Raw genomic sequence first — 22,029 nt, 5'->3', positions numbered from 1 at the left:
GCACCGAGGGGCATTCTGAGTTCGGTCTTGTTCTCGAGAAAGGGTCGGAGGCGTGGTGGCACAACGATCCGGGCGTAGTAGCGGCCGTCGCGCTCGAGCAGATAGAGCACCTTCCTCGTCATGCCACACAACGCACTTTGTAACGAACTTTGTAACATCGAAATGGGATGTCGCCCAATGATGCAAGGGTTTCTTTTGTGATCAAAGGGATAGGTGGTGCTGCAAGAGAGGATTGAACTCTCGACCTCTCCATTACCAATGGAGTGCTCTACCACTGAGCTACTGCAGCGCCGGGGCCGAATGCGGGTTTCCGCTTGGCGTGGCGGGTGATTAGACGCATTCCCGGATGGGTGCAAGAGGAATTCCAGTGCCGATGTGCCGCTCTTTTGCGATGCCGTACCTGCCGTTGCGCGTGCCGCCCGCGGCGCAATCTGGACCCGTGACGCGGCTTGGTATAGAGGGGGCGAATGAACGCGGAACCCGAGGACACCAGCACCGGAAAACCGCCGCGCGTGACAGCCAAGTCGTCGCGGGATGCGCGGTTGAAGGCGGCGCTCAAGGCCAATATGGCGCGGCGCAAGGCGCAGGCGCGGGCCAAAGGGGATCAGGGCGGGGCCGTGCGTGACGGTGAAGACAAGAGCGGATGAGGCAGGCCTGATGGATTCGATCGTAGTAAAGGGTGGCGGGGCGTTGAACGGGGTGATCCCGATCGCGGGGGCCAAGAACGCCTGTCTGACGCTTATGCCGGCAACGCTGCTGTCGGAAGAGCCGCTGACGCTGACCAATGCGCCGCGACTGTCGGACATCCGCACCATGACCCAGCTGTTGCAATCGCTGGGGGCCGAGGTTGCAGGCCTGCAGGACGGGCAGGTGCTGGCCATGTCGAGCCACGCCATCACCAACCACACCGCCGATTACGACATCGTGCGCAAGATGCGCGCCTCGATCCTTGTGCTCGGGCCGATGCTGGCGCGTGATGGCCATGCGATCGTGTCCTTGCCGGGGGGCTGTGCCATCGGGGCGCGGCCGGTCGACCTGCATCTGAAGGCGTTCGAGGCGATGGGGGCCGAATTGGACCTGCGCGACGGCTATGTTCATGCCAAGGCGCCCGGCGGCAGGCTGAAGGGCGCGGTTGTCGAATTTCCCTTCGTCTCGGTCGGGGCGACCGAGAATGCGCTGATGGCAGCCACGCTGGCCAAGGGCACGACCGTCTTGAAGAATGCGGCGCGCGAACCCGAAATCGTCGATCTGGCACAGTGCCTGCGCAAGATGGGCGCCCAGATCGAGGGCGAGGGCACGTCGACCATCACCGTGCAGGGCGTCGACCGTCTGCATGGCGCGACCCATCCCGTCGTGACCGACCGGATCGAATTGGGAACCTATATGCTGGTTCCGGCGATCTGCGGGGGCGAGGTTGAACTGCTGGGTGGGCGGATGGAACTGGTGGGCGCTTTTGCCGAAAAGCTGGATCAGGCAGGCGTGTCGGTCAGCGAAACCGCGCGGGGGCTGAAGGTCAGCCGCAAGAACGGCGAGGTCAAGGCGGTTAATGTGACGACCGAGCCTTTCCCCGGTTTCCCGACCGACCTGCAGGCGCAGATGATGGCGCTTTTGTGCACGGCTGACGGGGTTTCGGTGCTGGAAGAGAAGATCTTCGAGAACCGTTTCATGCATGCGCCCGAACTGATCCGCATGGGGGCCAAGATCGATGTCCATGGCGGGACGGCCACGGTGACGGGTGTGAAGAAACTCAAGGGCGCGCCGGTCATGGCGACCGACTTGCGTGCCAGCGTCAGCCTGATCCTCGCCGGTCTGGCGGCCGAGGGCGAAACCGTGGTTAGCCGCGTCTACCACCTCGACCGGGGTTACGAGCGGGTGGAAGAGAAACTCTCGGCCTGCGGCGCGCAGATCGAACGGATCACGGGCAACTGATGACGGATGCACGCTTTGAAGATGGCGAGGACGCGCCGCTGAAACTGCTGGCGCAGGGGGCCGATGACCTGCCGGTGATATCGGCGCTGGTGCAGGACGCGGTGCTGCAGGCGCCCGACATGACGTGGCAGCAGGCCAAGCGACGCTTTGCCTGCTTGCTGAACCGTTTCCGCTGGGAAGACCGCGCCGCCGCCGAAACCGCGGGGCGCCGCTACGAACGGGCGCGTGCGCTGCTGGTCGTGGATGGTGTCACGGCGGTGCGCTCTTTCGGGTTCGACCGGAAGGACAAGGATCTTGTGTTGTCCGTCCTGTCGCTTGGCTGGACGGCGGGGATGGATGGCGCGGGGAAGCTGACACTTGTCCTTGCCGGAGACGGCGCGGTGGAGATCGAGGTCGAGGCGCTGGATCTGACCTTGCAGGACGTGACCCGCCCCTACCTCGCCCCGTCGGGCAAGGCGCCCGACCACGGGCTCTGACACCGCGCTGCCCTTTCACGCTGGAACAAATATCCTGCGAGGGGGAGGAGCGGGAACCGCGACGGGGGGCTGCACAAGCCCCCCTTCTTCGCCGAGCCGAAGGCGAGATAATGGCTTGCGGCGGCACGCCGCTCCGCCGGATCACCGGTGCGATCACTGGCCTTTCGCAAAGCCCGCCGTTGCGCTATAGCGCCCGCTTCAAGGAGGGCCGCCATGACCCAGAACCCGCCGAACCTTCGCCCCGATCTTGCGCGCGCAGCGGTGCCCGACACGCGCCGTGCCGGACAGCCGACCATCGGCATGGTGTCGCTTGGTTGTCCCAAGGCGCTGGTGGACAGCGAACGCATCCTGACGCGCCTGCGGGCCGAGGGGTATGCGATCAGCCCCGATTACAGGGGCGCGGATGCGGTCATCGTAAACACCTGCGGTTTTCTCGACAGTGCCAAGGCCGAAAGTCTGGAAGCCATCGGCGAGGCCTTGGTTGAAAACGGGCGGGTGATCGTCACGGGCTGTCTGGGGGCCGAGCCGGATTACATCACTGGCGCGCATCCGCGCGTGTTGGCCGTGACCGGACCGCATCAATACGAATCCGTGCTCGATGCCGTGCACAAGGCCGTGCCGCCGTCGCCCGATCCGTTCATCGATCTTTTGCCCGCGACGGGCGTTTCGCTGACGCCGCGGCATTACAGTTATCTGAAGATTTCCGAGGGCTGCAATCACGCCTGCAAGTTCTGCATCATTCCCGACATGCGCGGCAAACTGGTCAGCCGTCCGGCCCATGCCGTGCTGCGCGAGGCGGAAAAGCTGGTCGAAGCGGGCGTGCGCGAGTTGCTGGTGATTTCGCAGGACACCTCGGCCTATGGATTGGACCGCCGCCATGACCTTTCGCCTTGGAAGGGCGGCGAGGTGCGGGCGCATATCACCGATCTGGCGCGCGAGCTGGGGCGGTTGGGGGCCTGGGTGCGGTTGCATTACGTCTATCCCTATCCGCATGTGCGCGACCTGATTCCGCTGATGGCGGAAGGGTTGGTGCTGCCTTACCTCGACATTCCGTTCCAGCATGCCCACCCCGACACGCTGCGCCGCATGGCGCGGCCTGCCGCTGCGGCCAAGACGCTGGACGAGATCGCCGCGTGGCGGGCGCAATGCCCCGATATCACGCTGCGCTCGACCTTTATCGTGGGCTACCCCGGCGAGACGGAAGCCGAGTTCCAGACGCTGCTCGACTGGCTGGACGAGGCGCAACTCGACCGGGTCGGCTGCTTCAAATACGAGAATGTCGCCGGGGCGCGGTCGAACGCGCTGCCCGACCATGTGGCGGAAGAGGTCAAGCAAGAGCGGTTCGAGCGTTTCATGGAAAAGGCGCAGGCGATTTCGCAGGCCAAGCTGGAAGCCAAGGTCGGTCGCACCTTGCAGGTGATCGTGGACGAGGTGGACGGCGAAGGCGCCACCTGCCGCACCATGGCCGACGCGCCCGAGATCGACGGCAACCTGTTCATCGACGAGGATTTCGAGACCCTGATGCCCGGTGACATTTTGGCTGTCACGGTCGAGGAAGCCAGCGATTACGACCTGTGGGGCCGCCGCGTCTGAAGCGGCGGTTTCAGGGCGGGCGTCGGAAACCGATATTTTCGGATGAAACGCCGCTTATCTTAAGTATAGTTAGCGTCAGGCGGGCAATGATCCGCCGTCAACAGGGACGTGGAACTATGAATATCTCTCGCAACTTCATGGTGATCGGTAGTCTGTATCTGCTTGTCGGGATCGGTCTGGGCAGCTTCATGGGCGGGTCGGGCGACCATACGCTTGCGCCTGTCCATGCCCATATCAACCTTTTGGGCTTTACGCTGATGACGGTGTTTGGCCTTGGCTACCGGCTGGTTCCGGCGCTGGCCGGTGGCGTGCTGGCCACGCTTCATTTCTGGTTGCACCAGATCGGTGCGCTGGTCTTGCTGGTGGGTCTGTTCTTGCTGATGAGCGGGGCGGTTGGCGAAGGCATCGGCATCATCTTTCCCTTTGCCGAGTTGGCCGTGCTGGCCGGTGCGGTCTGCTGGGCTGTGAACCTGTTCAAGACCGTCTGAGCGGTTCATCGACCTTTGACGACAGGGGCCGGGCTGTGCGCCCGGCCCTTTTTTGCCTTCCAGACTGGAAGGAAAGCGGGCAGCATTGCAGCGATCCTTTCGATGGAGTGTGGAATGGACCGGCTCGACTGCGACCGTATGTTCGTCGCCGTGATGGAGACGGGCAGTTTTTCCGGTGCCGCGCGGCGGCTTGGCACATCGTCGGGGCAGGCCTCGAAACTGGTGTCGCGGCTGGAAGCCGACCTTGGGGTGCGGCTGTTGAACCGCACGACGCGCGCGCTTGCGCCGACCGAGGTGGGGCAGGCCTATTTCGACCGGTTGCGGGGGCTTCTGGAAGATTTCGACAGTCTCGACGCGCTGGTCAAAAGCCGCAGCTCTGCTCCGCGTGGCGTGCTGAAGCTGACTGCGCCGCTGACCTTTGGCATCGTCCAGCTTGTGCCTGCGCTGAATGATTTTGCGGTGGCCTATCCGGATATCGCATTGGATGTAAGTTTTTCCGACCGCGTGGTGAACCTGGTGGACGAGGGTTTCGATGCGGCGATACGGGCGGGGCGCCCGGTCGATTCCAGTCTGATCGCCAGAAAGCTGTGCGGCATGCGAATCGTGACCGTCGCGTCGCCGGATTATCTGGCGCGTCGTGGCGTGCCGGTGCATCCGCGTGACCTTGCCGCGCATGATTGCATCATCGACTCGAATTATCGCGACCCGCTGCAATGGCGGTTCGACACGCCCGCCGGAACGGTGAGCGTACCGCTGCAGGGGCGCTTGCGCTATTCCAATGCCGAAGCCTGCCTGCTGGCCGCCGAGTCCGGTCTGGGCATCGCCAATGTTCCCGATTTCGTCGTGGCCGAGAGCCTTGCCGCGGGCCGCACCACGGCGCTGTTTGCCGATCTGGCGCAGGATTTCGGCGGCATCTATGTGGTCTATCCGCCCGGACGCCACCTTGCCGCGAAGGTGCGGGTGTTGGTCGATTTTCTGACCGCCCGCTACCGTGGCTAGGCGCATCTATTCCAAATCGGAAGCAATATCCTTCTGAAGGGCGGGATTATGTAGCGGACGGGTGTGCGTTATCTATCCCGCATCGTTACCAACAAGGATCATCGCCATGACCACCGCTTCGCTTTCCACGTCTTCCGCCTCGAACGCCGATCTTGCCGCCACGCTGTTGCGCGTGACCTCGGGGGTCTGGTTCCTGCTGCATGCAGGGCTGAAGATCTTTGTCTTCACACCCGCAGGCACCGCAGGGTTTTTCGAGTCGATCGGGCTTCCCGGACCGCTTGCCTATCTGGTGATCGCGGCTGAACTGCTTGGCGGGCTTGCGCTGATCGCGGGCTTCAAGACCCGCATCGTCGCGCTTGGCCTGTCGGTCGTGCTGCTCGGGTCGATCTATACCCCGCATTTCGCCGCCGGCTTCTTCTTTTCGAACCCGAACGGCGGCTGGGAATTCCCTGCTTTCTGGGCGATCACCCTTTGGGCTTTGGCCCTGCTGGGGGATGGCGCCTATGCTTTGGGCAAATCTGCCCGCTGATCTGCCCCGTTGGTCCCATCCGAGGAGAACTGCCATGTCTACCGCCGCCGCGCCCTTCGAGATCGGCACTGTCCGTCTTGTCGTCAATGATCTGGCCAAGGTCGCCGATTTCTACATCTCTGCCCTTGGTCTGGAAAAGCTGGGGGGCGATGGCAGCCATGCCCGCCTTGGCGTAGGCGGCAGGACGCTGGTCGAGCTGATCGCCGACCCTGCCGCGCGCCGGAGTTCGAAGCGCGAGGCGGGACTGTTCCACACCGCTTTTCTGTTGCCTGCGCGTGCCGATCTGGGGGCGTGGGTGCACCATGCCTTTGACCGCCGCTTGCAGGTGCAGGGGGCATCGGACCATCTGGTGAGCGAGGCGCTTTATCTGGCCGATCCGGAGGGTAATGGCATCGAGATCTACACCGACCGCCCGCGTGAGCGCTGGACCGGGGCGGATGGCAAGATCAAGATGTCGACCGACCCGCTGGATATCGACGATCTTGCCGCGGCAGCCCGTGGCCCGTGGCGGGGCGCGCCCGAAGGCACGGTGGTCGGGCATATCCATTTGCAGGTCGGAGATGTCGCGCAGGCCGAGGCGTTTTACCGCGACCGGCTCGGGTTTCCGGTGATGGCGCATTATCCGGGCGCGGCGTTCTACGGGTCGGGCGGGTATCACCACCACATCGCGACCAACGTGTGGAGCAGCCGGGGGGCGGGGGCGCGCACCTATGGCACGGGTCTTGCGGGATTTAGCATCCTTGCCGACAGCCCGCCCGCCGAGACCGAGGTGACCGATCCTTGGGGTATGGCGATCACGTTCGAGCCGAAGGTCGCAGCTTGACTGCGTGGCGCGGGGTCTAGACCAGACCTCGCGCTACGGCGGCCATGGCGGCCTGCGTGCGGTTCGACACCTCGAGCTTCTGGCAGACCGACCGGACGCACATTTTGACGGTCGTTTCCGGAACGCCTATGCGCGACGAGATTTCCTTGTTCGTCGACCCCGAGACCAGTTCGCGCAGCACATCACATTCGCGCCCGGACAGCTTTGACGCGGGGGAGTCCTGCCGCGGCGCGACCATCGTTCGCAGCATATCGGCAGGGTAGTATGTCTCGCCCGCCGCGACGAAGCGGATCGCACTGATAAGGGATTTGGTGGCCAAGGTCTTGGGAATGTAGCCGCGGACGCCGAGACGCATCACCTTTTCCAGCGCTTCGAGGCGGACGTTGCCCGAAAACAGAACGACGGCGGTATCCGGTGCCGCCGCAATCATGCGTTCGAAACCGGTCAGGCCATTCATTCCCGGCATGTCAAGATCGAGCAGGATTACGTCGAAGTCAGGGTCGGCCGTGGCGATATCGATCGCACGTGCCAAAGTGTTCGCGGTCTGGACTTTGAAATCGCCTTCGGTTGTCAGAAATACTTCCATCATGTCGACAATGAGACGATGGTCGTCGGCGACCAGAACCTTGAGTTCCTTTTTCATTTAACGTGATTCTCTCTTTCATAATTGCCAATGATGAATGCAGATGAATCACGAATTCGCAAGAAGGGGTAATATTATTACAGAGATTTTAGCGTAAAAGATAGTATGCTGAAACTTTGCGCGATTTTCCCATCGAAGGTTTATCCGCCCGGGCTGGTTTGCGACCGGCGCCCGATGCGCCGAAGATGGTTCCGAGCGCGACGATTTCGGAACGGTCACGCTTTGGCGAAAGGTGCCCCGGCGCGTGCCGGGGCCAGTCGCAGTTAAGGCAGTGAATGGCCGACAGGTCAGTGGTGGCCATGATTATGTATAGGTGGGCGCAATCATGCCTGCAACGTAGATTCTTGCGAATTTGTGCTTCGGGGGCAATGTCAATAGTTCGCATAAAATCTAAAGATGGGTGATCCGGCACTTTTGAATCGATCGCCGGAAGCGTTTCGGCAGGCGCACTTTTAATATTGTGCACACCCTTGGTTGAGTTTGTGCCAGCATAAAGTATAGGCGGTCTGTCGGGGTATAGCGAAGAAGCGAGGGGATGGATTGCCGGTATTGCCCCATATTATAATTTTATCATGCGCCGGTGCCTGGCGTGCTGCGGTTGGGGCCGCAGAAGAACATGTTCGCCGATCCAGCGGTACTACCGCAATGACGCCTTGGGGTGGAAGCGGGTCGTCGGGTTCGGCATCAAGAATTCCCCGGCTTCGACCGGTGGGAATGGTCGCCCTCGGATCAGAAAACAGCGGAGGCGCGAGGGGCGTCGCCGTGAAACAGGACGCTAGAATGAATAAATTTCTTACTTCGACGGCCTTTGTGACTGGTGTCGCAATCGGCAACGCCGCTCTCGCTCAGGCAGTTTTCCCCGATCCGGCCGCTGATCCCGTCCCGACCGCGTCGGTCTCGCTGCTCGAAGGCATTCTCGCAGATGCGGCCGACCTGTCGGCCACCGCCATCGGTTCGCTGGGTTCGGGCGCTATGACCGCCACGATCGCGGGCCAGATGGGCGCTCCGGCAGGCATCGGCTCCGGCCTCGTGATCGCGCTGGTTGGCAACAACTAATCTAACCTGCGGGGTGGCGTGGGGCTTTTGGCGCTGCGCCACCTTGCGCTTAAGTGCGCCTGCCGGTCGGGTTTCGTTGCGGTCCTTGTGAATGGCTGGAAAAATGTTAACGTTTGATAACGGCGCCTATCGGGGCGCGGTTTTGCTTGTCATTTGTGCAGGGTATCATGACCGGACGGTACGCAGCGGCAAGCCGGGATATCATTTCCGAGGATTTCGACGGGGACGCAGTGGTTCTGAATCTGGCCTCGGGGCAGTATTTCGGGATGAACGGGGCGGCGTCGGCGGTGTGGTCGCTGCTGATGGCGGGGGTCGGCAGCGCGCAGATCGCGGCGGGGATGCGCGACGCGGCGGGGCTTGCGCCGTTCCTTGAGCGGTTGGTCGCGTTGGGTCTGATCGCGCCGAGTGCCGAGACGGCTGAGAACATGGGTGCCGGCGATGCGGCGAGGCTTGCGGCTTTGGCCGAAGCGCCGGTCGTGGATGTGTTCGACGATCTTTCGGATTTGATCCTTGCCGATCCTATCCATGATGTGGATGCCGACATGGGCTGGCCCCATAGTCCGGCCCCTGCGGCGGATGCGTCGCGGGGCTGATGGTGCAGGCGCTGCGGTTCCGCGACATTGCCCAAGGGATCGCGGACTATCTGGCGCAGTTCGATGCAGTTTTTGCCGGGCTGCCGGAGCGTCTGGCTTTCGATGCCGGCGGGGTGCGTTTTTCGGTGGCTTCGAACCTGCCCGGCTGGCTGGAGGGGGCCGCGCCACTGCTGCAAGGCGCGGGGCAGGGCTGCGGGGAAGCGGTGCGGATTGCGGTGGTGGACGCGGCATCGCCGTTTCGGGGGCTGCGCTGGGCCGACGCGTTCTACCATGCGCGCGAGGTCGAGATGGCGCTGGAGCCTACGCCGTTCCGGCTGGTTTACATGCCGGAATACGGGTTCTGGCAGGTCTATGACCGCGCGGCCCGTGTCGGGGTGCAGTGGATGGAGACGCCCGGGTCGCGGCCGCCGTGGGACGGGGGCGCGCCGCTGCGGGCGTTTTTGCACTGGGCGCTTGCCGGTGCGGACCGCGGGTTGGTGCATGCCGGAACGCTGGCGTGCGGGGATGCAGGCGTGCTTTTGGCCGGTGCGGGCGGGTCGGGGAAATCGGGTACGGTGATTGCGGGGGTGCTGGCGGGGCTTGCGACGGTCGGGGACGATTACGTGCTGGCGGCGCTTGATGCGGGGCCGGTGGCGATGCCGGTTTTCAACACGCTCAAGCAGGATCCCGCGGGGTTCGGGCGGCTTGGTCTTGGCCGGTATCTCGACCCTGCGCCGCCGCTGAACTGGCAGGAAAAGCACCAGTTCACGCTGCGCGCGCTGACGGGGGCGGGGATGCCTGCGCGGATCGGGTTGCGGGCGATCCTTTTGCCGAAGGTGGCAGGGGTCGGACCAAGCCGTCTGGCACCTGCCACGCCGCGCGAGGCGTTTCTGGCGCTGGCGCCTTCGAGCCTGTCGCAGAACACGGGCGAGCGGGGCGGGTCGGTGGCCTTTATCGCGCGGCTGACGCGGATGTTGCCGTGCCATGTGCTGCATCTGGGGCCTGATCCGGTGGAAGTGGCCGGTTTCCTGCGGGAGTTCATCGAAGGCGGCGCGGCATGAGGACGGCGGTCATCATCCCGACTTACAACCGCGCGGCGTTCTTGCCGCATGCGATCGGGTCGGTCTTGCGGCAGGGGGCCGTGGACGAGATCGATGTGATCGTGGTCGATGACGGGTCGCAGGACGGGACGCCCGCAGTCTTGGCCGCGCTGGCACGGGATCATGCCAATCTGCTGGTGGTGCGGCAGGCCAATGCGGGGGTTGCGGCGGCGCGCAATGCGGGGCTTGCGGCGCTGACGGCGCGGCATGATCTGGTGAGCTTCCTCGATTCCGACGATGTGATGCCCGCGGGGCGGATCGCGGCGGATGCGGCGGTGCTGCGGGACCGGCCCGAGCTTGATCTGACCTATGGGCGGATGCTGCTTGTGGACGCTTTGGATTACGCGCGGCTTGCGCCGACCGAGGGGGCGCGGCGGGCCGATGTGGTGGGGATCAGCCTGTCGGCCGCCCTGATGCGGCGGCGCGTGATCGAGCGTGTCGGCAGGGTGGACGAGAGTTTCCGGCAGGCCGAGGATACCGATTACCTGCTGCGCGTCTTTGAGGCGGGACTCCGGTTCGAGCAGACCGCGACGGTTTGCGTCTATTACTTGCAGCACGGCGCGAACATGACCCGCGACCTTGCCGAGGTGCGGCGCTATTTCGTGCGGGCGCTGCATCTTTCGGTCAGGCGGCGGGCGGCCGATCCGGCGTTGCGGTTGGTCAAGCCCGATTTCGCGCTGGCCCCCTGATGGAAAGCGGGTTTTTGTGATGGAGTATTCGGTCGTCATTCCGGCGTGGAACGCGGCAAGCACCTTGTTGCAGACCATCGCCTCGGCCCGCGCGCAAACCGTGCCGCCGCGCCGGATCGTGGTGGTGGATGACGGATCGACCGACGCGACGGCCGAGGTGGCGGCGGGCGCCGGTGCGGTGCTGATCCGTCAGGCCAATGCGGGGCCGGGTTCGGCCTGCATGGCAGGGATCGCTGCGACCGATACGCCGCTGGTGGCGCTGCTGGACGCGGACGATCTTTGGTTTCCCGACAAGATGGAGCGCCAGATCGCGGTGCTTCTGGCGCGGCCGGAGGTCGAGATCGTCTCGGGGGCTGTCAGGACATTTGCTTCGGATGACCCGCTGCACCGGCCCATGGTGCAAAGCGGGATGTTGCGCCCGACGCTGGTGATACGGCGCGGGGTGTTTGACCGGATCGGGCCGATCGAGGACATGCCGGGGTTGCGGGGGGATATGCTCGACTGGCTGGCGCGGTTTCGCCACGCCGGGCTTTGTGCCGAAGAGCTGCCCGATGTGGTGGCGCTGCGCCGCGTGCATCGCGGGTCGCTGTCCTTTGGCCGCGATGCGCTGCGCGACCGTGGCTATATCGAGGTCGCCCGACGCGCCTTGATGCGACGGCGGGCGATGGCAGAAGGCGGGGGCGGGACATGATGCGGCGTATCGCTGCCACGCGGCACTTTCCGCGCCTTGGCTGGGCGTGGCCGAGGGGCGATCTTGACCTGCTCTTGCGGGCTGCGGCCCATAGCGATGCGGCCGAGGCGCGGGCGGCGTTCGGGGTCTGGCTGGCTGACCGCGTGCTGGACGATGCCACGTTTCGCGACCACCGTTTGCTGGCAGGGATTGCGGCGCGGTTCGGGCGTGCGGGGTTGGCCGATCTGCCCGCCTATCCGCGTCTGGCGGGTTTGCAGCGGCAATTGTGGACGCGGTCGCGCATGGCCTTTGCCGACAACCTGCCCGCTTTGGCGCGGCTGGCCGAGCGCGGGGTTACGGTGATGCTGCTGAAGGGGGGCGCAAGGATCGCGGCCCATCCCGAGGCGATGGGGGCGCGGCTGGCGCATGACCTCGACATTCTTGTGCCTGCGGGGCAGGTCGGCCTGGCGATCGATACGCTTCACGGTCAGGGCTGGCGGCCCACGACCGGCGAAAGCCTGTTTGCGCTGCGGGCGCGGGCGGGGCATCTGCGGTCGGTCAACTTTCAGGCGGGGCGGTTCGGGGACATCGATCTGCACCGTCTGGCGATGGGGCGGGACAGCCAAGGCGTCGATGCGGCGCTGTGGCAGGGGGCGTGCAGCGGGGCCGTTCTGGGCCAGCCCGTGCTGTACCCCGACCCCGCCGGACTGCTTGCGACATCGCTTTGGCACAGCGGGCTGGACGCGCATGTGCACAGCGACTGGATCGTGGATTGCGCCGCGACGATTGCGAAGGGCGGGGTGGATTGGGACCGGGCGCTGTGGCTGATCGGGGCCGGGGGCGGCAGCTTGCCCGCGCTGATCGCGCTGAGCTATGTGGCCGGGCCTTTGGGCGGCGCTGTGCCCGAGGCGGTGCTTTCTGCCTTGGCGCAGGCGTCGCCTGCGGGGATCGCGCGGGTGCCCGTGATGCTCGAGGCGCGGCCCAGAAGCCAGTGGTCGGTGCCGGTCAGGCTGGCGCGCGGGCTGGTCAAGCAGGTGCGGCTTGCCCGCGAGCGCCGATTTGACGAGGGGGAGCGGCCCTTGCGCCTGCGCTACGGCGGGCGGGGAGAAGGGGCGGGCGAGGCGGGGCTGGACCTGCTGCTGGGCCGGATTGCCGAAGGGGTGGGGCGCATCCGGCTGGAGCTGGAGTTGGCGGTGGTGCTGCCTGACCGGCCGCGGCGGTTATGTCTGGAGTTGCATACCGCCACGGGGCATGTGGCGCGCCTGCGTTATACGTCTGCGCTGCGGCCCAAGGGGGCGGTGCGGTTGCGTCTGGCGGCGACACTCGCGCTGCCCGAAGGGGCTGCGGGGCCGTTGTGGCTGGCAAGCCGTCCTGCCCGGCATTTGCGGCCCACTGCGACGGAAGCTGAACGCGAGAGTTACGCGGCGCTGCCCGTGGCTGCCGTTCGGGTGATTTTGACGCCGTTGCCCTGAGGCCCGTGCGACGAGGGCTGTTGACGCCCGGCATGGTCGCCGTAAGTTGGCGCATGGAATTCCGGTCTTTCATGGATGTGGCGCTGAACGAGGCGCAGGCGGCGGCGGCGCGGGGCGAGGTGCCGGTGGGCGCTGTGGTCGTGCGGGGTGGCGTGGTCGTGGCCCGTGCGGGGAACCGGACGCGCGAGTTGTGCGATCCGACGGCCCATGCCGAGGTGCTGGCGATACGCGCGGCCTGTGCGGCGCTGGGGTCGGAGCGGTTGGTGGGGCATGACCTTTACGTGACACTGGAGCCTTGCCCGATGTGCGCGGCGGCAATCTCGGCGGCGCGGATCGGGCGGCTTTACTATGGCGCGGGCGATCCTAAATCGGGCGGCGTGGCGGTGGGCGCGCGGGTATTTTCGCATCCCCAATGCCACCATGTTCCCGAGGTTTATGACGGCATCGCGGCGGGCGAGGCCGAGGCCTTGTTGCGCGGGTTCTTTGCAGGGCGGCGCTGACGCCTGCTGTCGGCACCGGGGCGCTGCCCCGGACCCCGGGATATTTGAGCCAAGGAGAAACGGTCAGGGGGAAAGAGTCAGGTGGTTTCGACGATGATATCCGGGACGACCCCCGAGCGGGTGATGTAGGGCGCTACATCATGGCCCTTGAAAAGGCCGTGACGGGCGACGAGCACCGTGCCGCAGCCTGCGGCGGCGCCGCCGAGCGTGTCGGTGTGGAGCGTGTCGCCCACCATGGCGAGGCGGTGGGCGGGATGGCCTGCGCGGGCGATGGCTTCGTGGAACGCATCGGGGAAGGGTTTGCCGAACCAGTGGGTTTCGAGCGGGAGGGCATCGAGCAGGGCGTGGGCATAAAGGCCCGGCTCGAGCGAGAGGCCGTCTTCGCGCGGGGCGACGAGGTCGGGGTTGGCGATGACGAGGGGGCGGGGGTTTCTGGCCAGCGCCCCGGCGAGGCGGGCTTGCAGCGCATCGGTCCAGCGGGCGGTGGACAGGAAGAGTATCGCATCGGCGCTGTCGAAGGCGGCGGGGTTGGTTACGGCGTCGATGACGGTGGCGGGGATGTCCGCGAAGCTGTCGCCTGCCGCCGAGATCGCGGCCCAGCGGGCATCGGGTGCGAGGGCGGTCAGGCGGGCGACCGCGACATCGCGCGAGGTGACGACCTCGGAGGCGGTGAAGTCGAAGCCGAGGCGGTGGTATTTCGCGAGGATCTGGTCGCGGGTGTAGCTGGCGGCATTGGTCAGGACGGTCAGGCTTTTGCCGCGCGCGCGCAGGTCGGCCATGCGGGCGACAGCGCCGGGGATCGCGGTTTCGCCGACGTTGAGCACGCCGAAGGCATCAAGAAGGAAGCCGTCGTAATGGTCGGCGGCCTCTGCCAATGTCGGCAGATGCAGCGAGGTTGCGGGGAAGATGGCGGCGGGAAGGCGGGGGCGGACCGCCTCGTAGCGGGCGAAGGCGGTTTCGGTGTCGTGCGGGTACATGGGCTATGTCCGGTTCTTGGGGGGCTGGCCTTGGTTCCCCCGTTCATCTTTGCTCTAAATACTCTGGGTCGTCCTTCGGGTTCGCCATCGGTCCGAGAGCCAGATGGACGGGGGGTGAAACCCCGGCGGGTTCAGCCTGTCAGACGCTGGTGAACCCGCCTTCGACCATCAGCAGATCGCCGTTCACCATGTCCGATGCCGAGGAGGCGAGGTAGAGGGCGGCATCGGCGATCTCGACCGGTTCGGCGAAGCGGCGGGCAGGGGTGGCAGCGATGAAGGGGCCGGATTTTTCCGGCGGGCCCCAGACCGAGCGGCCCATGGGCGTCATCACCACAGTGGGGCAGATGGCATTTATCTGGATGTTGTGACGGCCCCATTCGGCGCAGAGCGATTTCGTAAGCGCGTTCAGACCGCCTTTGGAGGCGGCATAGGCGGCGTGGTCGTCGATGGCGACAACTCCGGTTTGCGACGAGATGTTGATGATCTTGCCGCGCTGTTGCGCGATCATGGCGGGGGCGAGGGTTTGCGCCAGAAGGAAGGGGGCGCGCAGGTTGACGGCCATGGTTTCGTCCCACCAGTCTGGCGAGATCTCGGTGGCGGGGGCGATGCGGGCGATGCCTGCGGAATTGACGAGGATGTCGATGGTGCCCCATGCGGCGAGGGCCTGTTGCGCGGCGGTGACGGGGCCTTGGCGGCTGGCCATTTCGGCTTCGATCGTCAGGCAGGTGCGGCCTTTCGCGCGGACGCGGGCGGCGGTTTCGGCGAGGCCTGTCGCGTCGCGGGCGACGGCGATGATATCGGCCCCCGCATCGGCAAAGACTTCGGCGATTTCGGCGCCGATGCCTTTGGAGGCGCCGGTGATCAGGGCCTTGCGGCCCGAAAGACTGAAGCGGTCGGTCCAGTTTGGCATGGGTTTACCTTTGGTCTTGTCGGGATTGCGGCCCCCCCCCCACCCCGGCCCTCCCCCACGGGGGGAGGGAGGCGAGGGGCTTGAGAGCGAGGCTTTCGGACTTGTCGGAGAGGGTCGTTTGCGGATGTCTGACGGGGTTTGCGCCCCCCTCCCCATTGGGGGAGGGGGGAAAGGTGCTGTCATTCGAGGTTGGTGTGGCGCGCGCGCATGGCGGCGGGGTCGGCGCCGATGTGGCCGCGCAGGGCGAGGACGAGAAGTTCGAAGGTCAGGTATTGCGCGCCCTCGAACAGCGACCCCATGGGGAGGACCGAGGCTGCGGCGGGGCCGGTGTCGTTTGCCATGGTCTGGGCGGGGATGGTCAGGACGGTGTCGCAGGCGGTGGGGGCGGAGCCGGACGGCTGGGCCGTGATGCAGGCGGTGCGGGCGCCGGCCTTGCGGGCGACACCGATCAGGCCGTCTACGGTGGAAAAGCCGCCGGGGCCTGCGGAAACGATCAGCAGGTCGCCTGCACCCACGGGCGGGGCGGACATGTCGCCCACCATATGTGCGTCGAGGCCGAGGTGGTAAAGGCGCATGGCCAGCGCCCGCATCATCAGCCCTTCGCGGCCTACGCCATAGGCGACGATGCGTCTTGCCTGCGCCAGTTCGGTGACGAGGGCCGACAGTTCGGCGGGGTTCACGGCGGCGGTGGCGTCGCGGATTTCGGCGGCGGCGCGGGTGGCGAGTGCGGCGAGGTCTTGCATGGGCGGGCGTCCGGTTCGGGGTTTTCTGCAGCGTGCGGCGGTTGGGGCGCGAAGAGAAGAGGTATCGGGGGGGGGCTGGGGGGGCTGTGGCCCCCCTCACCCCGACCCTCTCCCCCGGAGGGGAGAGGGAGGTGCCCTTCCTGTGATGGAAGGAGGCGGTTGCACCCCCGCTTCGGTCAGGAGGAGGAGGGGAGCGAGGCGTTCACCGCTTGGGCGAGAAGGCCGGTTTCGTCGAGCAGGTCGAGAAGCGTGTAGCGGCTACGCAGGAAGCGGGCGTTGAGGGTGGTGCGCTGGAGGTAGGCGCGGTCGACGCCGATTTCGGCGGCATCGGCGGGGGCGCCCGCGGCGTGGAGGGCGGCGCGCATCTGGTCGGCTGGCATGAGTTGGGCGCGGAGGCGGGTTTGCAGCCGTGGCCATTCGGCGCGCAGGGTTTCGATGCGGGCACGGTGGGCGGCACGGTCGATGTGTTTGGCGCGGGTTTCCTCGATCGCGCGGGTGGCGATTTCGCCGGGGCCGAAGGCGGCGAGGATCGCGGCGATCTTGTCGTCGAGGGTGGGGGCCGTGTCGGCAAGGGCGGGGTCGAGGCGGCTGAGGTCTTGCGCCAGAAGCCAGTCGTAAAGGCGCAGGGTCATGGTGCAGCCCACGGCCACGCAGGCCCCGTGCGAGACGCGTTCGCCGCCTTGCATCAGGTCGTCCATTTCCCACAGATGCGCGATCTGGTGATCGGCGCCGGATGCGGGGCGCGAGGAGCCGTGCAACTCCATGGCAAGGCCGACGAGGGTGAGGCCGGTGAAAAGCCCGCTGATCGCGGCGGGGTCGCCTGCGGCGATGGCGGCAGGTTGGCCAAGCCATGCGCGCAGCGAGCCTTGCACCAGCGGCCATGCGACATCGTCGATGGCCTCAACGCCGAGGGTGTCGGCGATGATCCAGTCCCCGCCGGCGGGGATTTTTCCGGCAAGGTCGCCGTAGCCCCAACCTGTCATCGCAGGCGGGGCGGCGGCGATGATGTCGAGGTCGCCCAGCACGGCGCGGGCGGGGCGGCACTGGATGGTTTTCTTGAACCCCTTGTCGGACAAAGGCGCACCTGCCGAGGTGTAGCCGTCCATCGAGGCCGCCGTGCCGATGCACAGATAGGGGCGGTCTGCGTCGAAGGCTGCGTGTTTGGTCACATCGTTCAGCACGCCAGAGCCGATGGCGACGGGGGTTTCGCCGGGGTGGAGCGCATCGCGCAGGGCGTTGGCGAGGTCGACCGTGGGTTTCGGGCGCGGTTTGGCGGGCAGGATGTGGCGGCGGGTGGCGATGCCTGCTGCATGGAGGGCTGCTTCGGCCTGCGGGCCTGCGGCGGCCCATGTGTTTTCATCGGCGATCAGGCAGGCGGGGCCGGTGAAGTGGCGGGTATAAAGCGCGCCGGTCTGGGCGATGGCACCGGGGGCGATGAGGACTTCGGCCACGGTTTTCGATTGCGCGACGGCGCGGGCGACGGGGTCTTGGGCAGTGGTGTTGCGGGCAGCGTTTGGCATCAGTGGGCATCCCCTGACCGCAGGGTGCGGCCATCTGGGCCGAACTGGTGCAGCCTGTGGGCGGGAAGCGCAAGGCCGACCGCCTCGCCGTGGTTCAGGGGCGTGTCGCCATCGGCACGGACGACGAGGGGCTGGCCGTGGGTGGTGCGGAGGTAAAGGTAGGCGTCGCCGCCGAGGGTTTCGCGCAAGGTGACGGTGGCGGCGAGGTCGCCTTGGCCTGCGGGCAGGAGCGTGATGTGTTCGGGGCGGATGCCGAGGCGAGTGGCGCCCGTGGCGGCGCTGACGGGAAGGGTGGTGTCGCCAAGGGCGATGTTGCCTGTGTGGTTGGTCATGTCGAGGAAGTTCATCGCCGGAGCGCCGATGAAGCCTGCGACAAATTCGGTGGCGGGGCGGTGGTACAGGTCCATCGGCGAGCCGACCTGTTCGATGCGGCCTGCATTCAGCACGACGATCTTGTCGGCCATGGTCATCGCTTCGACCTGATCATGGGTGACGTAGATCATCGTGGCCTTGAGGTCGCGGTGCAGGGCTTCGAGTTCGACGCGCATCTGCACGCGGAGTTTGGCGTCGAGGTTGGAGAGCGGCTCGTCGAACAGGAAGACGGCGGGTTTCTTGACGATGGCACGGCCGATGGCGACGCGCTGGCGCTGGCCACCCGACAGGTGGGCGGGTTTGCGGTCGAGGTAGGGGTCGAGTTGCAGGATGCGGGCGGCCTCACTCACGCGGGCGGCGCGGTCGGGGGCGGGGACGTTGTTCACCTTCATCCCGAATTCCATATTCTCGCGCACCGTCATGTGGGGGTAAAGCGCGTAGGACTGGAACACCATCGCCACGTCGCGGTCTGAGGGCGCGAGAGTGGTCACGTTGCGGTTGCCGATGGAGATCGCGCCTTGCGAGATGTCCTCAAGCCCTGCGATGGCGCGCAGGAGGGTGGATTTTCCGCAGCCCGAGGGGCCGACGAAAACGGCGAATTCGCCATCGGCGATGCCGAGCGTGATGCCGTGCAGGGCCTGCGCGGTTCCGTAGAATTTGTTGACGCCTGACAGGCTGACTTCGGCCATCCGTGCGGTCCCTTTTGTTCCTGCGCTGCGGCACGCGCCGCGAAGATTTCCGTTGACTCATGCTTCGAACGATACATTTATATGTGCAGCGTTACAAATGGAAGTCAACCGTGCAACGCTGCCATAAAGGGAGGAATGAAATGAAGCTGAAGACGGAACTCAGCGCGCTTGCGCTGGCCTCTGCCGCCGTGCTTGGCGTTGCGGGTCAGGCGGGGGCGTGGACGCTGGAGGAAGCGGCCAAGCCCTATGCCGGAACCGAGTTGGAAGTGCTGTTCCTTGATCGCCCCGGTTACAAGGCGGCCATCGAGATGATCCCGGAATTCGAGGCGGCGACGGGGATCAAGATCAACCAGACCACCGTTCCTTACGAAAACGCGCTGGGCGAACAGGTGCGCGATTTCGTGGCGGGGGGTGATCTGGATATCGCGCTGATCGACCTTGTCTGGATCGGCAACTTTGCGGAAAACGGCTGGATCGTGCCCATCGACCAGTTCACCGCAGATCCGGCGCTGGCCGACCCCGAGTTGGATATGGCCGACTTTTTCCCGCTGGTGGTGAACGCCTTTGGCGGCTGGAACGGGACGACCTATGGCCTGCCGTTCGACAACTATTCGGGGCTGCTGTTTTACAACAGCTGCATGTTGAAGGATGCCGGTTTCGACAAGCCGCCAGAGACATGGGCCGAGTTGAAGGACGTATATGGTCCGGCGCTGACCAAGGACGGGAAGTATGCGTTCGCGCTGCAATCCAAGCGCAACGAGACGCAATCGGCGGACAGTTTCGCGCGGATGCTGTGGCCGTTCGGCGGGTCGTTCCTGAATGCCGAGTTCAAGTCGAACCTGAACTCGCCCGAGAGCCAGGCCGGTTTGCAGTTCCGTCAGGATCTGATGCAATACATGCCCGAGGGCATTGTGGCCTATGACCATTCGGAAGCGGTGAACGGTCTGGCGCAGGGCGATGTGGCGATGCTGACGGAATGGTCGGCGTTCTATTCGACGCTGGCTTCGCCCGAGACGTCGACGTTGGGCGATTGCCTTGCTGTGGCGCCTGAACCGAAGGGTCCGGCGGGGCGCAAGCCTGCGCTGGGCGGGTTCTCGCTGGCCGTTGCTTCGCAGGCGGATGATGCCGAAAAGGCGGCCGGTTGGCTGTTCATCCAGTGGATCACGTCGAAGGCCAATGCGGGCAAGTATCTGGAGATGGGCGGCGTTCCGGCGCGTCAGTCTGCCTATGCCGATCCGGCGCTGGCCGAGACCTACAAGTTCATCCCCGCACTGGTGGAATCGTGGAAAGAGGGCGTGCCGGAGTTCCGTCCGCGCTTTGCCGAATGGCCCGCGATCACCGAGATCGTGCAGGAGTGGGGCACGAAGATGATGCTGGGCGAAGTGTCGGTCGACGAGGGTGCCAAGACCATCGGCGAGAAGATGGAAGCGGTGCTGGCCGAGGCCGGTTACTATGACGGCAAGAAGCCGCTGGCGCAGTAAGCGCAGGGTGTGACGATGCCGGCCCCGGTGGAAACGCCGGGGCCGGTTCATCCCCGAAGACTGGATTTGCCGAGAGGTCGGATATGACAACCCGCGTCAGCCGCGCCACGCTGGGGGCCTTTCTGGGGCCAGCGGTGGCAGCACTGGTGATCGTCGGCATCGCGCCGCTTTTGTTCGCGCTGTGGAAGAGTTTCCACTATTTCAACCTGACCAAGCTGGCGCAGCAAAGGTTCGTCGGGCTGGAGAATTACGCAGCCGTGCTGACCGATACGGTGTTCTGGCAGGCGATGGGGCGCACGGCGCTGTTGTTCGTTATGTCGGTGCCGGTGCAGATCATTTTCGGCCTGTCGATTGCGCTGGTGTTGCACCGGCCGGGGCTGACGCTGTTCAAGACTTTGGCGCGGTTGTCTTTGGTGCTGCCGATGGCCACGACCTATGCGGTGGTGGGGCTGTTGGCGCAGGTGATGCTGAACCAGAAATACGGGGTGATCAACCAGATGCTGGGCTGGCTGGGGGTCGATCCGATCAATTTTATCGGTGACCCGACAAATGCATTTCTGGCGGTGGTGATTTGGGATATCTGGCAGTGGACACCCTTTGTCGCGCTGGTGTTGCTGGCCGGATTGTCGACCGTTCCGCCGGAAATCGAGGAGGCGGCGAAGCTTGAGACGAAAAGCAACTGGGTGGTGCTGCGGCATGTGCAACTGCCCTATCTGATCCCCTCGCTCGTCGCGGTGCTGATCTTGCGGACGGCGGATACGCTGAAGCTCTTTGACATGCCCTTCACCATGACGCGGGGCGGGCCGGGGTCGGCGACCGAATTCATCGCCGTGCTGATCGAGCGGGTGGGCAACAGGCAGTTCGATATCGGGATGGCGGCGGCGCAATCGATCATCATGCTGGCGCTGACGATTGTTCTGGCGCGGCTTTACATCCGCTTCTTCTACCGTGAGGTGCGCTGATGGCCGCCCCGTTGCAACGCCGGTCCTTGCTGGGCGAAGGCATTCTGCTGGTCGTGATCTGCGCGTTCTGCGTCTTTCCGTTCTACTGGATGGTCACGACAAGCCTGAAGACGCAGGTGGTGGCGCTGCAAAGCCCTCCGGCATGGATATTCAGCCCGACGCTAGCCAATTACTGGGAGGTGTTGTTTGAGGACAAGGTGGGGGTGTCGCTGCTGAATTCGATCATCGTGGCCACGGCGACCACCTCGCTTGCCGTGCTGCTTGGGTGCCCTGCGGCCTATGCGCTGGCGCGGTTCGAGTTTCGCGGCAAGACCGACCTGTGGTTCTGGTTCATCACCAACCGCTTCGTCAGCCCCGTGGTGCTGGCCTTCCCCGTGTTCCTGATCAGCCGTGACCTCGGGATACGCGACACGCATCTGGCGTTGATCCTGATGTATCTGACATTCACCCTGCCCATCGTGATCTGGATCTGCACCGACCAGTTCCGGTCTATTCCGCACGAGCTGGACGAGGCGGCGATGCTGGAAGGGGCGAGCCAGTGGCGGATCTTCCGGTCGATCTGCCTGCCGCTCGCCATGCCGGGGGTGGCGGTGTCGTCGATCCTGTCTTTCATCTTCAGTTGGAACGAGCTTTTGTTCGCCTATATTCTTGCGCCCAAGGTGGCAAAGACCGCGCCTGCGATGGCTGTTACCTTTATGGAGGGCTATGATGTGCCATACGGAAAGATCATGGCGACATCGACCCTGATCGTCATCCCGGTCTTGATCTTTGCGCTTCTGGCATCGAAGCATCTGGTGCGGGGCCTGACGATGGGCGCTGTCAAATAAAGGATCGCA

At 65.3% G+C, this 22,029-nt stretch carries 24 protein-coding genes and 1 tRNA gene; 18 read left to right on the top strand and 7 right to left on the bottom strand.

The genetic code is table 11. The features are described from left to right. Positions 1 to 214: 214 nt before the first annotated feature. Positions 215 to 289: transfer RNA gene (locus tag HYN69_RS12270), tRNA-Thr, on the bottom strand. A gap of 178 nt (positions 290 to 467) precedes the next feature. On the opposite strand from HYN69_RS12270, the gene HYN69_RS12265 reads away from it, so the two are divergent. From HYN69_RS12265 to HYN69_RS12230, 8 genes are all read left to right on the top strand, one after another. Then, entirely contained in the window at positions 468 to 647 is a 180-nt protein-coding gene (locus HYN69_RS12265; protein ID WP_108435993.1) for a hypothetical protein, read from the top strand. A 10-nt stretch (positions 648 to 657) separates the two neighbouring features. After that, entirely contained in the window at positions 658 to 1,929 is a 1,272-nt protein-coding gene (gene murA / locus HYN69_RS12260; protein WP_108435992.1) for a UDP-N-acetylglucosamine 1-carboxyvinyltransferase, read from the top strand. Next, positions 1,929 to 2,405: a DUF2948 family protein gene (locus HYN69_RS12255; protein ID WP_108435991.1), complete on the top strand. Its 477-nt coding sequence runs from the start codon at positions 1,929 to 1,931 to the stop codon at positions 2,403 to 2,405. Before murA ends, HYN69_RS12255 begins: the two co-directional genes overlap by 1 nt. Before the next feature lie 213 nt (positions 2,406 to 2,618). Beyond that, positions 2,619 to 3,998 carry a 30S ribosomal protein S12 methylthiotransferase RimO gene (rimO, locus tag HYN69_RS12250; protein ID WP_108435990.1) on the top strand — a complete coding sequence of 460 codons (1,380 nt, stop codon included), beginning with the start codon at positions 2,619 to 2,621 and terminating at the stop codon, positions 3,996 to 3,998. Positions 3,999 to 4,114: 116 nt separating this feature from the next. Beyond that, entirely contained in the window at positions 4,115 to 4,486 is a 372-nt protein-coding gene (locus HYN69_RS12245; protein WP_108435989.1) for a hypothetical protein, read from the top strand. A 114-nt stretch (positions 4,487 to 4,600) separates the two neighbouring features. Beyond that, positions 4,601 to 5,485: a LysR family transcriptional regulator gene (locus HYN69_RS12240; protein WP_108435988.1), complete on the top strand. Its 885-nt coding sequence runs from the start codon at positions 4,601 to 4,603 to the stop codon at positions 5,483 to 5,485. Positions 5,486 to 5,591: 106 nt separating this feature from the next. Beyond that, a complete protein-coding gene (locus HYN69_RS12235) occupies positions 5,592 to 6,014 on the top strand; it encodes a DoxX family protein (protein WP_108435987.1) in 423 nt (140 codons plus the stop codon). 34 nt (positions 6,015 to 6,048) lie between these two features. Beyond that, positions 6,049 to 6,837: a VOC family protein gene (locus HYN69_RS12230; RefSeq protein WP_108435986.1), complete on the top strand. Its 789-nt coding sequence runs from the start codon at positions 6,049 to 6,051 to the stop codon at positions 6,835 to 6,837. Positions 6,838 to 6,853: 16 nt separating this feature from the next. On the opposite strand, the gene HYN69_RS12225 is transcribed toward HYN69_RS12230, so the two are convergent. Beyond that, complete coding sequence (locus HYN69_RS12225) at positions 6,854 to 7,480, bottom strand: response regulator transcription factor (RefSeq protein ID WP_108435985.1); 627 nt, start codon at positions 7,478 to 7,480, stop codon at positions 6,854 to 6,856. A 780-nt stretch (positions 7,481 to 8,260) separates the two neighbouring features. Here HYN69_RS12225 and HYN69_RS12220 point away from each other — a divergent pair. The 7 genes from HYN69_RS12220 (at position 8,261) to HYN69_RS12190 (ending at position 13,539) form a co-directional block, all read left to right on the top strand. After that, a complete protein-coding gene (locus HYN69_RS12220) occupies positions 8,261 to 8,536 on the top strand; it encodes a hypothetical protein (RefSeq protein ID WP_108435984.1) in 276 nt (91 codons plus the stop codon). A gap of 167 nt (positions 8,537 to 8,703) precedes the next feature. Beyond that, positions 8,704 to 9,129 carry a PqqD family protein gene (locus tag HYN69_RS12215; RefSeq protein WP_159082452.1) on the top strand — a complete coding sequence of 142 codons (426 nt, stop codon included), beginning with the start codon at positions 8,704 to 8,706 and terminating at the stop codon, positions 9,127 to 9,129. Next, positions 9,129 to 10,169, top strand: coding sequence for a serine kinase (locus tag HYN69_RS12210; RefSeq protein WP_108435982.1), 1,041 nt, complete (start codon positions 9,129 to 9,131; stop codon positions 10,167 to 10,169). Before HYN69_RS12215 ends, HYN69_RS12210 begins: the two co-directional genes overlap by 1 nt. After that, the gene (locus tag HYN69_RS12205; protein WP_108435981.1) at positions 10,166 to 10,897 is read left to right on the top strand and encodes a glycosyltransferase; all 732 of its coding nucleotides are present in this window, start codon (positions 10,166 to 10,168) and stop codon (positions 10,895 to 10,897) included. Before HYN69_RS12210 ends, HYN69_RS12205 begins: the two co-directional genes overlap by 4 nt. Positions 10,898 to 10,916: 19 nt before the next feature. Next, the gene (locus HYN69_RS12200) at positions 10,917 to 11,588 is read left to right on the top strand and encodes a glycosyltransferase family A protein (protein ID WP_216824600.1); all 672 of its coding nucleotides are present in this window, start codon (positions 10,917 to 10,919) and stop codon (positions 11,586 to 11,588) included. Then, on the top strand, positions 11,585 to 13,039 hold the full coding sequence (locus HYN69_RS12195) for a nucleotidyltransferase family protein (protein WP_108435979.1): 1,455 nt from the start codon (positions 11,585 to 11,587) through the stop codon (positions 13,037 to 13,039). Before HYN69_RS12200 ends, HYN69_RS12195 begins: the two co-directional genes overlap by 4 nt. A 53-nt stretch (positions 13,040 to 13,092) precedes the next feature. After that, positions 13,093 to 13,539: a nucleoside deaminase gene (locus HYN69_RS12190; protein WP_108435978.1), complete on the top strand. Its 447-nt coding sequence runs from the start codon at positions 13,093 to 13,095 to the stop codon at positions 13,537 to 13,539. A 77-nt stretch (positions 13,540 to 13,616) separates the two neighbouring features. Here HYN69_RS12190 and HYN69_RS12185 read toward each other — a convergent pair whose 3' ends face one another. The 5 genes from HYN69_RS12185 to HYN69_RS12165 all read right to left on the bottom strand — a co-directional run bounded on the left by HYN69_RS12185 (position 13,617) and on the right by HYN69_RS12165 (position 18,750). Beyond that, positions 13,617 to 14,516 (bottom strand): HAD-IIA family hydrolase, encoded by a 900-nt coding sequence (locus HYN69_RS12185; protein WP_108435977.1) that lies wholly within the window; start codon positions 14,514 to 14,516, stop codon positions 13,617 to 13,619. Positions 14,517 to 14,655: 139 nt separating this feature from the next. After that, positions 14,656 to 15,426 (bottom strand): SDR family NAD(P)-dependent oxidoreductase, encoded by a 771-nt coding sequence (locus tag HYN69_RS12180; RefSeq protein WP_108435976.1) that lies wholly within the window; start codon positions 15,424 to 15,426, stop codon positions 14,656 to 14,658. A gap of 179 nt (positions 15,427 to 15,605) precedes the next feature. After that, complete coding sequence (locus HYN69_RS12175; protein ID WP_108435975.1) at positions 15,606 to 16,169, bottom strand: SIS domain-containing protein; 564 nt, start codon at positions 16,167 to 16,169, stop codon at positions 15,606 to 15,608. 176 nt (positions 16,170 to 16,345) lie between these two features. Next, positions 16,346 to 17,689 (bottom strand): iron-containing alcohol dehydrogenase, encoded by a 1,344-nt coding sequence (locus HYN69_RS12170; protein WP_108435974.1) that lies wholly within the window; start codon positions 17,687 to 17,689, stop codon positions 16,346 to 16,348. Continuing rightward, positions 17,689 to 18,750 carry an ABC transporter ATP-binding protein gene (locus HYN69_RS12165; protein WP_108435973.1) on the bottom strand — a complete coding sequence of 354 codons (1,062 nt, stop codon included), beginning with the start codon at positions 18,748 to 18,750 and terminating at the stop codon, positions 17,689 to 17,691. The genes HYN69_RS12170 and HYN69_RS12165 overlap by 1 nt, the downstream gene beginning before the upstream one ends. A 140-nt stretch (positions 18,751 to 18,890) precedes the next feature. Here HYN69_RS12165 and HYN69_RS12160 point away from each other — a divergent pair, with 140 nt between their 5' ends. The 3 genes from HYN69_RS12160 (at position 18,891) to HYN69_RS12150 (ending at position 22,020) form a co-directional block, all read left to right on the top strand. After that, a complete protein-coding gene (locus tag HYN69_RS12160) occupies positions 18,891 to 20,231 on the top strand; it encodes an ABC transporter substrate-binding protein (RefSeq protein ID WP_108435972.1) in 1,341 nt (446 codons plus the stop codon). A gap of 83 nt (positions 20,232 to 20,314) precedes the next feature. Beyond that, a complete protein-coding gene (locus HYN69_RS12155) occupies positions 20,315 to 21,193 on the top strand; it encodes a carbohydrate ABC transporter permease (protein ID WP_108435971.1) in 879 nt (292 codons plus the stop codon). Next, complete coding sequence (locus HYN69_RS12150) at positions 21,193 to 22,020, top strand: carbohydrate ABC transporter permease (protein WP_108435970.1); 828 nt, start codon at positions 21,193 to 21,195, stop codon at positions 22,018 to 22,020. Before HYN69_RS12155 ends, HYN69_RS12150 begins: the two co-directional genes overlap by 1 nt. The last annotated feature ends 9 nt before the right edge of the window (positions 22,021 to 22,029 follow it).

Origin of the sequence: Gemmobacter aquarius (genome assembly GCF_003060865.1) — a bacterium.
GTDB lineage: Bacteria > Pseudomonadota > Alphaproteobacteria > Rhodobacterales > Rhodobacteraceae > Paragemmobacter > Paragemmobacter aquarius.
This window is presented reverse-complemented; position numbering and strand designations above follow the sequence as displayed.

Bases quoted from the DNA above. Each gene is read 5' to 3' on its own strand.
- HYN69_RS12220 (WP_108435984.1), top strand. From the start codon at position 8,261: ATGAATAAATTTCTTACTTCGACGGCCTTTGTGACTGGTGTCGCAATC.
- HYN69_RS12165 (WP_108435973.1), bottom strand. From the start codon at position 18,750: ATGGCCGAAGTCAGCCTGTCAGGCGTCAACAAATTCTACGGAACCGCG.
- HYN69_RS12190 (WP_108435978.1), top strand. From the start codon at position 13,093: ATGGAATTCCGGTCTTTCATGGATGTGGCGCTGAACGAGGCGCAGGCG.
- HYN69_RS12160 (WP_108435972.1), top strand. From the start codon at position 18,891: ATGAAGCTGAAGACGGAACTCAGCGCGCTTGCGCTGGCCTCTGCCGCC.
- HYN69_RS12210 (WP_108435982.1), top strand. From the start codon at position 9,129: ATGGTGCAGGCGCTGCGGTTCCGCGACATTGCCCAAGGGATCGCGGAC.
- HYN69_RS12185 (WP_108435977.1), bottom strand. From the start codon at position 14,516: ATGTACCCGCACGACACCGAAACCGCCTTCGCCCGCTACGAGGCGGTC.
- HYN69_RS12230 (WP_108435986.1), top strand. From the start codon at position 6,049: ATGTCTACCGCCGCCGCGCCCTTCGAGATCGGCACTGTCCGTCTTGTC.
- rimO (WP_108435990.1), top strand. From the start codon at position 2,619: ATGACCCAGAACCCGCCGAACCTTCGCCCCGATCTTGCGCGCGCAGCG.
- HYN69_RS12265 (WP_108435993.1), top strand. From the start codon at position 468: ATGAACGCGGAACCCGAGGACACCAGCACCGGAAAACCGCCGCGCGTG.
- HYN69_RS12200 (WP_216824600.1), top strand. From the start codon at position 10,917: ATGGAGTATTCGGTCGTCATTCCGGCGTGGAACGCGGCAAGCACCTTG.
- HYN69_RS12170 (WP_108435974.1), bottom strand. From the start codon at position 17,689: ATGCCAAACGCTGCCCGCAACACCACTGCCCAAGACCCCGTCGCCCGC.
- HYN69_RS12150 (WP_108435970.1), top strand. From the start codon at position 21,193: ATGGCCGCCCCGTTGCAACGCCGGTCCTTGCTGGGCGAAGGCATTCTG.
- HYN69_RS12205 (WP_108435981.1), top strand. From the start codon at position 10,166: ATGAGGACGGCGGTCATCATCCCGACTTACAACCGCGCGGCGTTCTTG.
- HYN69_RS12195 (WP_108435979.1), top strand. From the start codon at position 11,585: ATGATGCGGCGTATCGCTGCCACGCGGCACTTTCCGCGCCTTGGCTGG.
- HYN69_RS12180 (WP_108435976.1), bottom strand. From the start codon at position 15,426: ATGCCAAACTGGACCGACCGCTTCAGTCTTTCGGGCCGCAAGGCCCTG.
- HYN69_RS12215 (WP_159082452.1), top strand. From the start codon at position 8,704: ATGACCGGACGGTACGCAGCGGCAAGCCGGGATATCATTTCCGAGGAT.
- HYN69_RS12175 (WP_108435975.1), bottom strand. From the start codon at position 16,169: ATGCAAGACCTCGCCGCACTCGCCACCCGCGCCGCCGCCGAAATCCGC.
- HYN69_RS12155 (WP_108435971.1), top strand. From the start codon at position 20,315: ATGACAACCCGCGTCAGCCGCGCCACGCTGGGGGCCTTTCTGGGGCCA.
- HYN69_RS12225 (WP_108435985.1), bottom strand. From the start codon at position 7,480: ATGAAAAAGGAACTCAAGGTTCTGGTCGCCGACGACCATCGTCTCATT.
- murA (WP_108435992.1), top strand. From the start codon at position 658: ATGGATTCGATCGTAGTAAAGGGTGGCGGGGCGTTGAACGGGGTGATC.
- HYN69_RS12235 (WP_108435987.1), top strand. From the start codon at position 5,592: ATGACCACCGCTTCGCTTTCCACGTCTTCCGCCTCGAACGCCGATCTT.
- HYN69_RS12245 (WP_108435989.1), top strand. From the start codon at position 4,115: ATGAATATCTCTCGCAACTTCATGGTGATCGGTAGTCTGTATCTGCTT.
- HYN69_RS12255 (WP_108435991.1), top strand. From the start codon at position 1,929: ATGACGGATGCACGCTTTGAAGATGGCGAGGACGCGCCGCTGAAACTG.
- HYN69_RS12240 (WP_108435988.1), top strand. From the start codon at position 4,601: ATGGACCGGCTCGACTGCGACCGTATGTTCGTCGCCGTGATGGAGACG.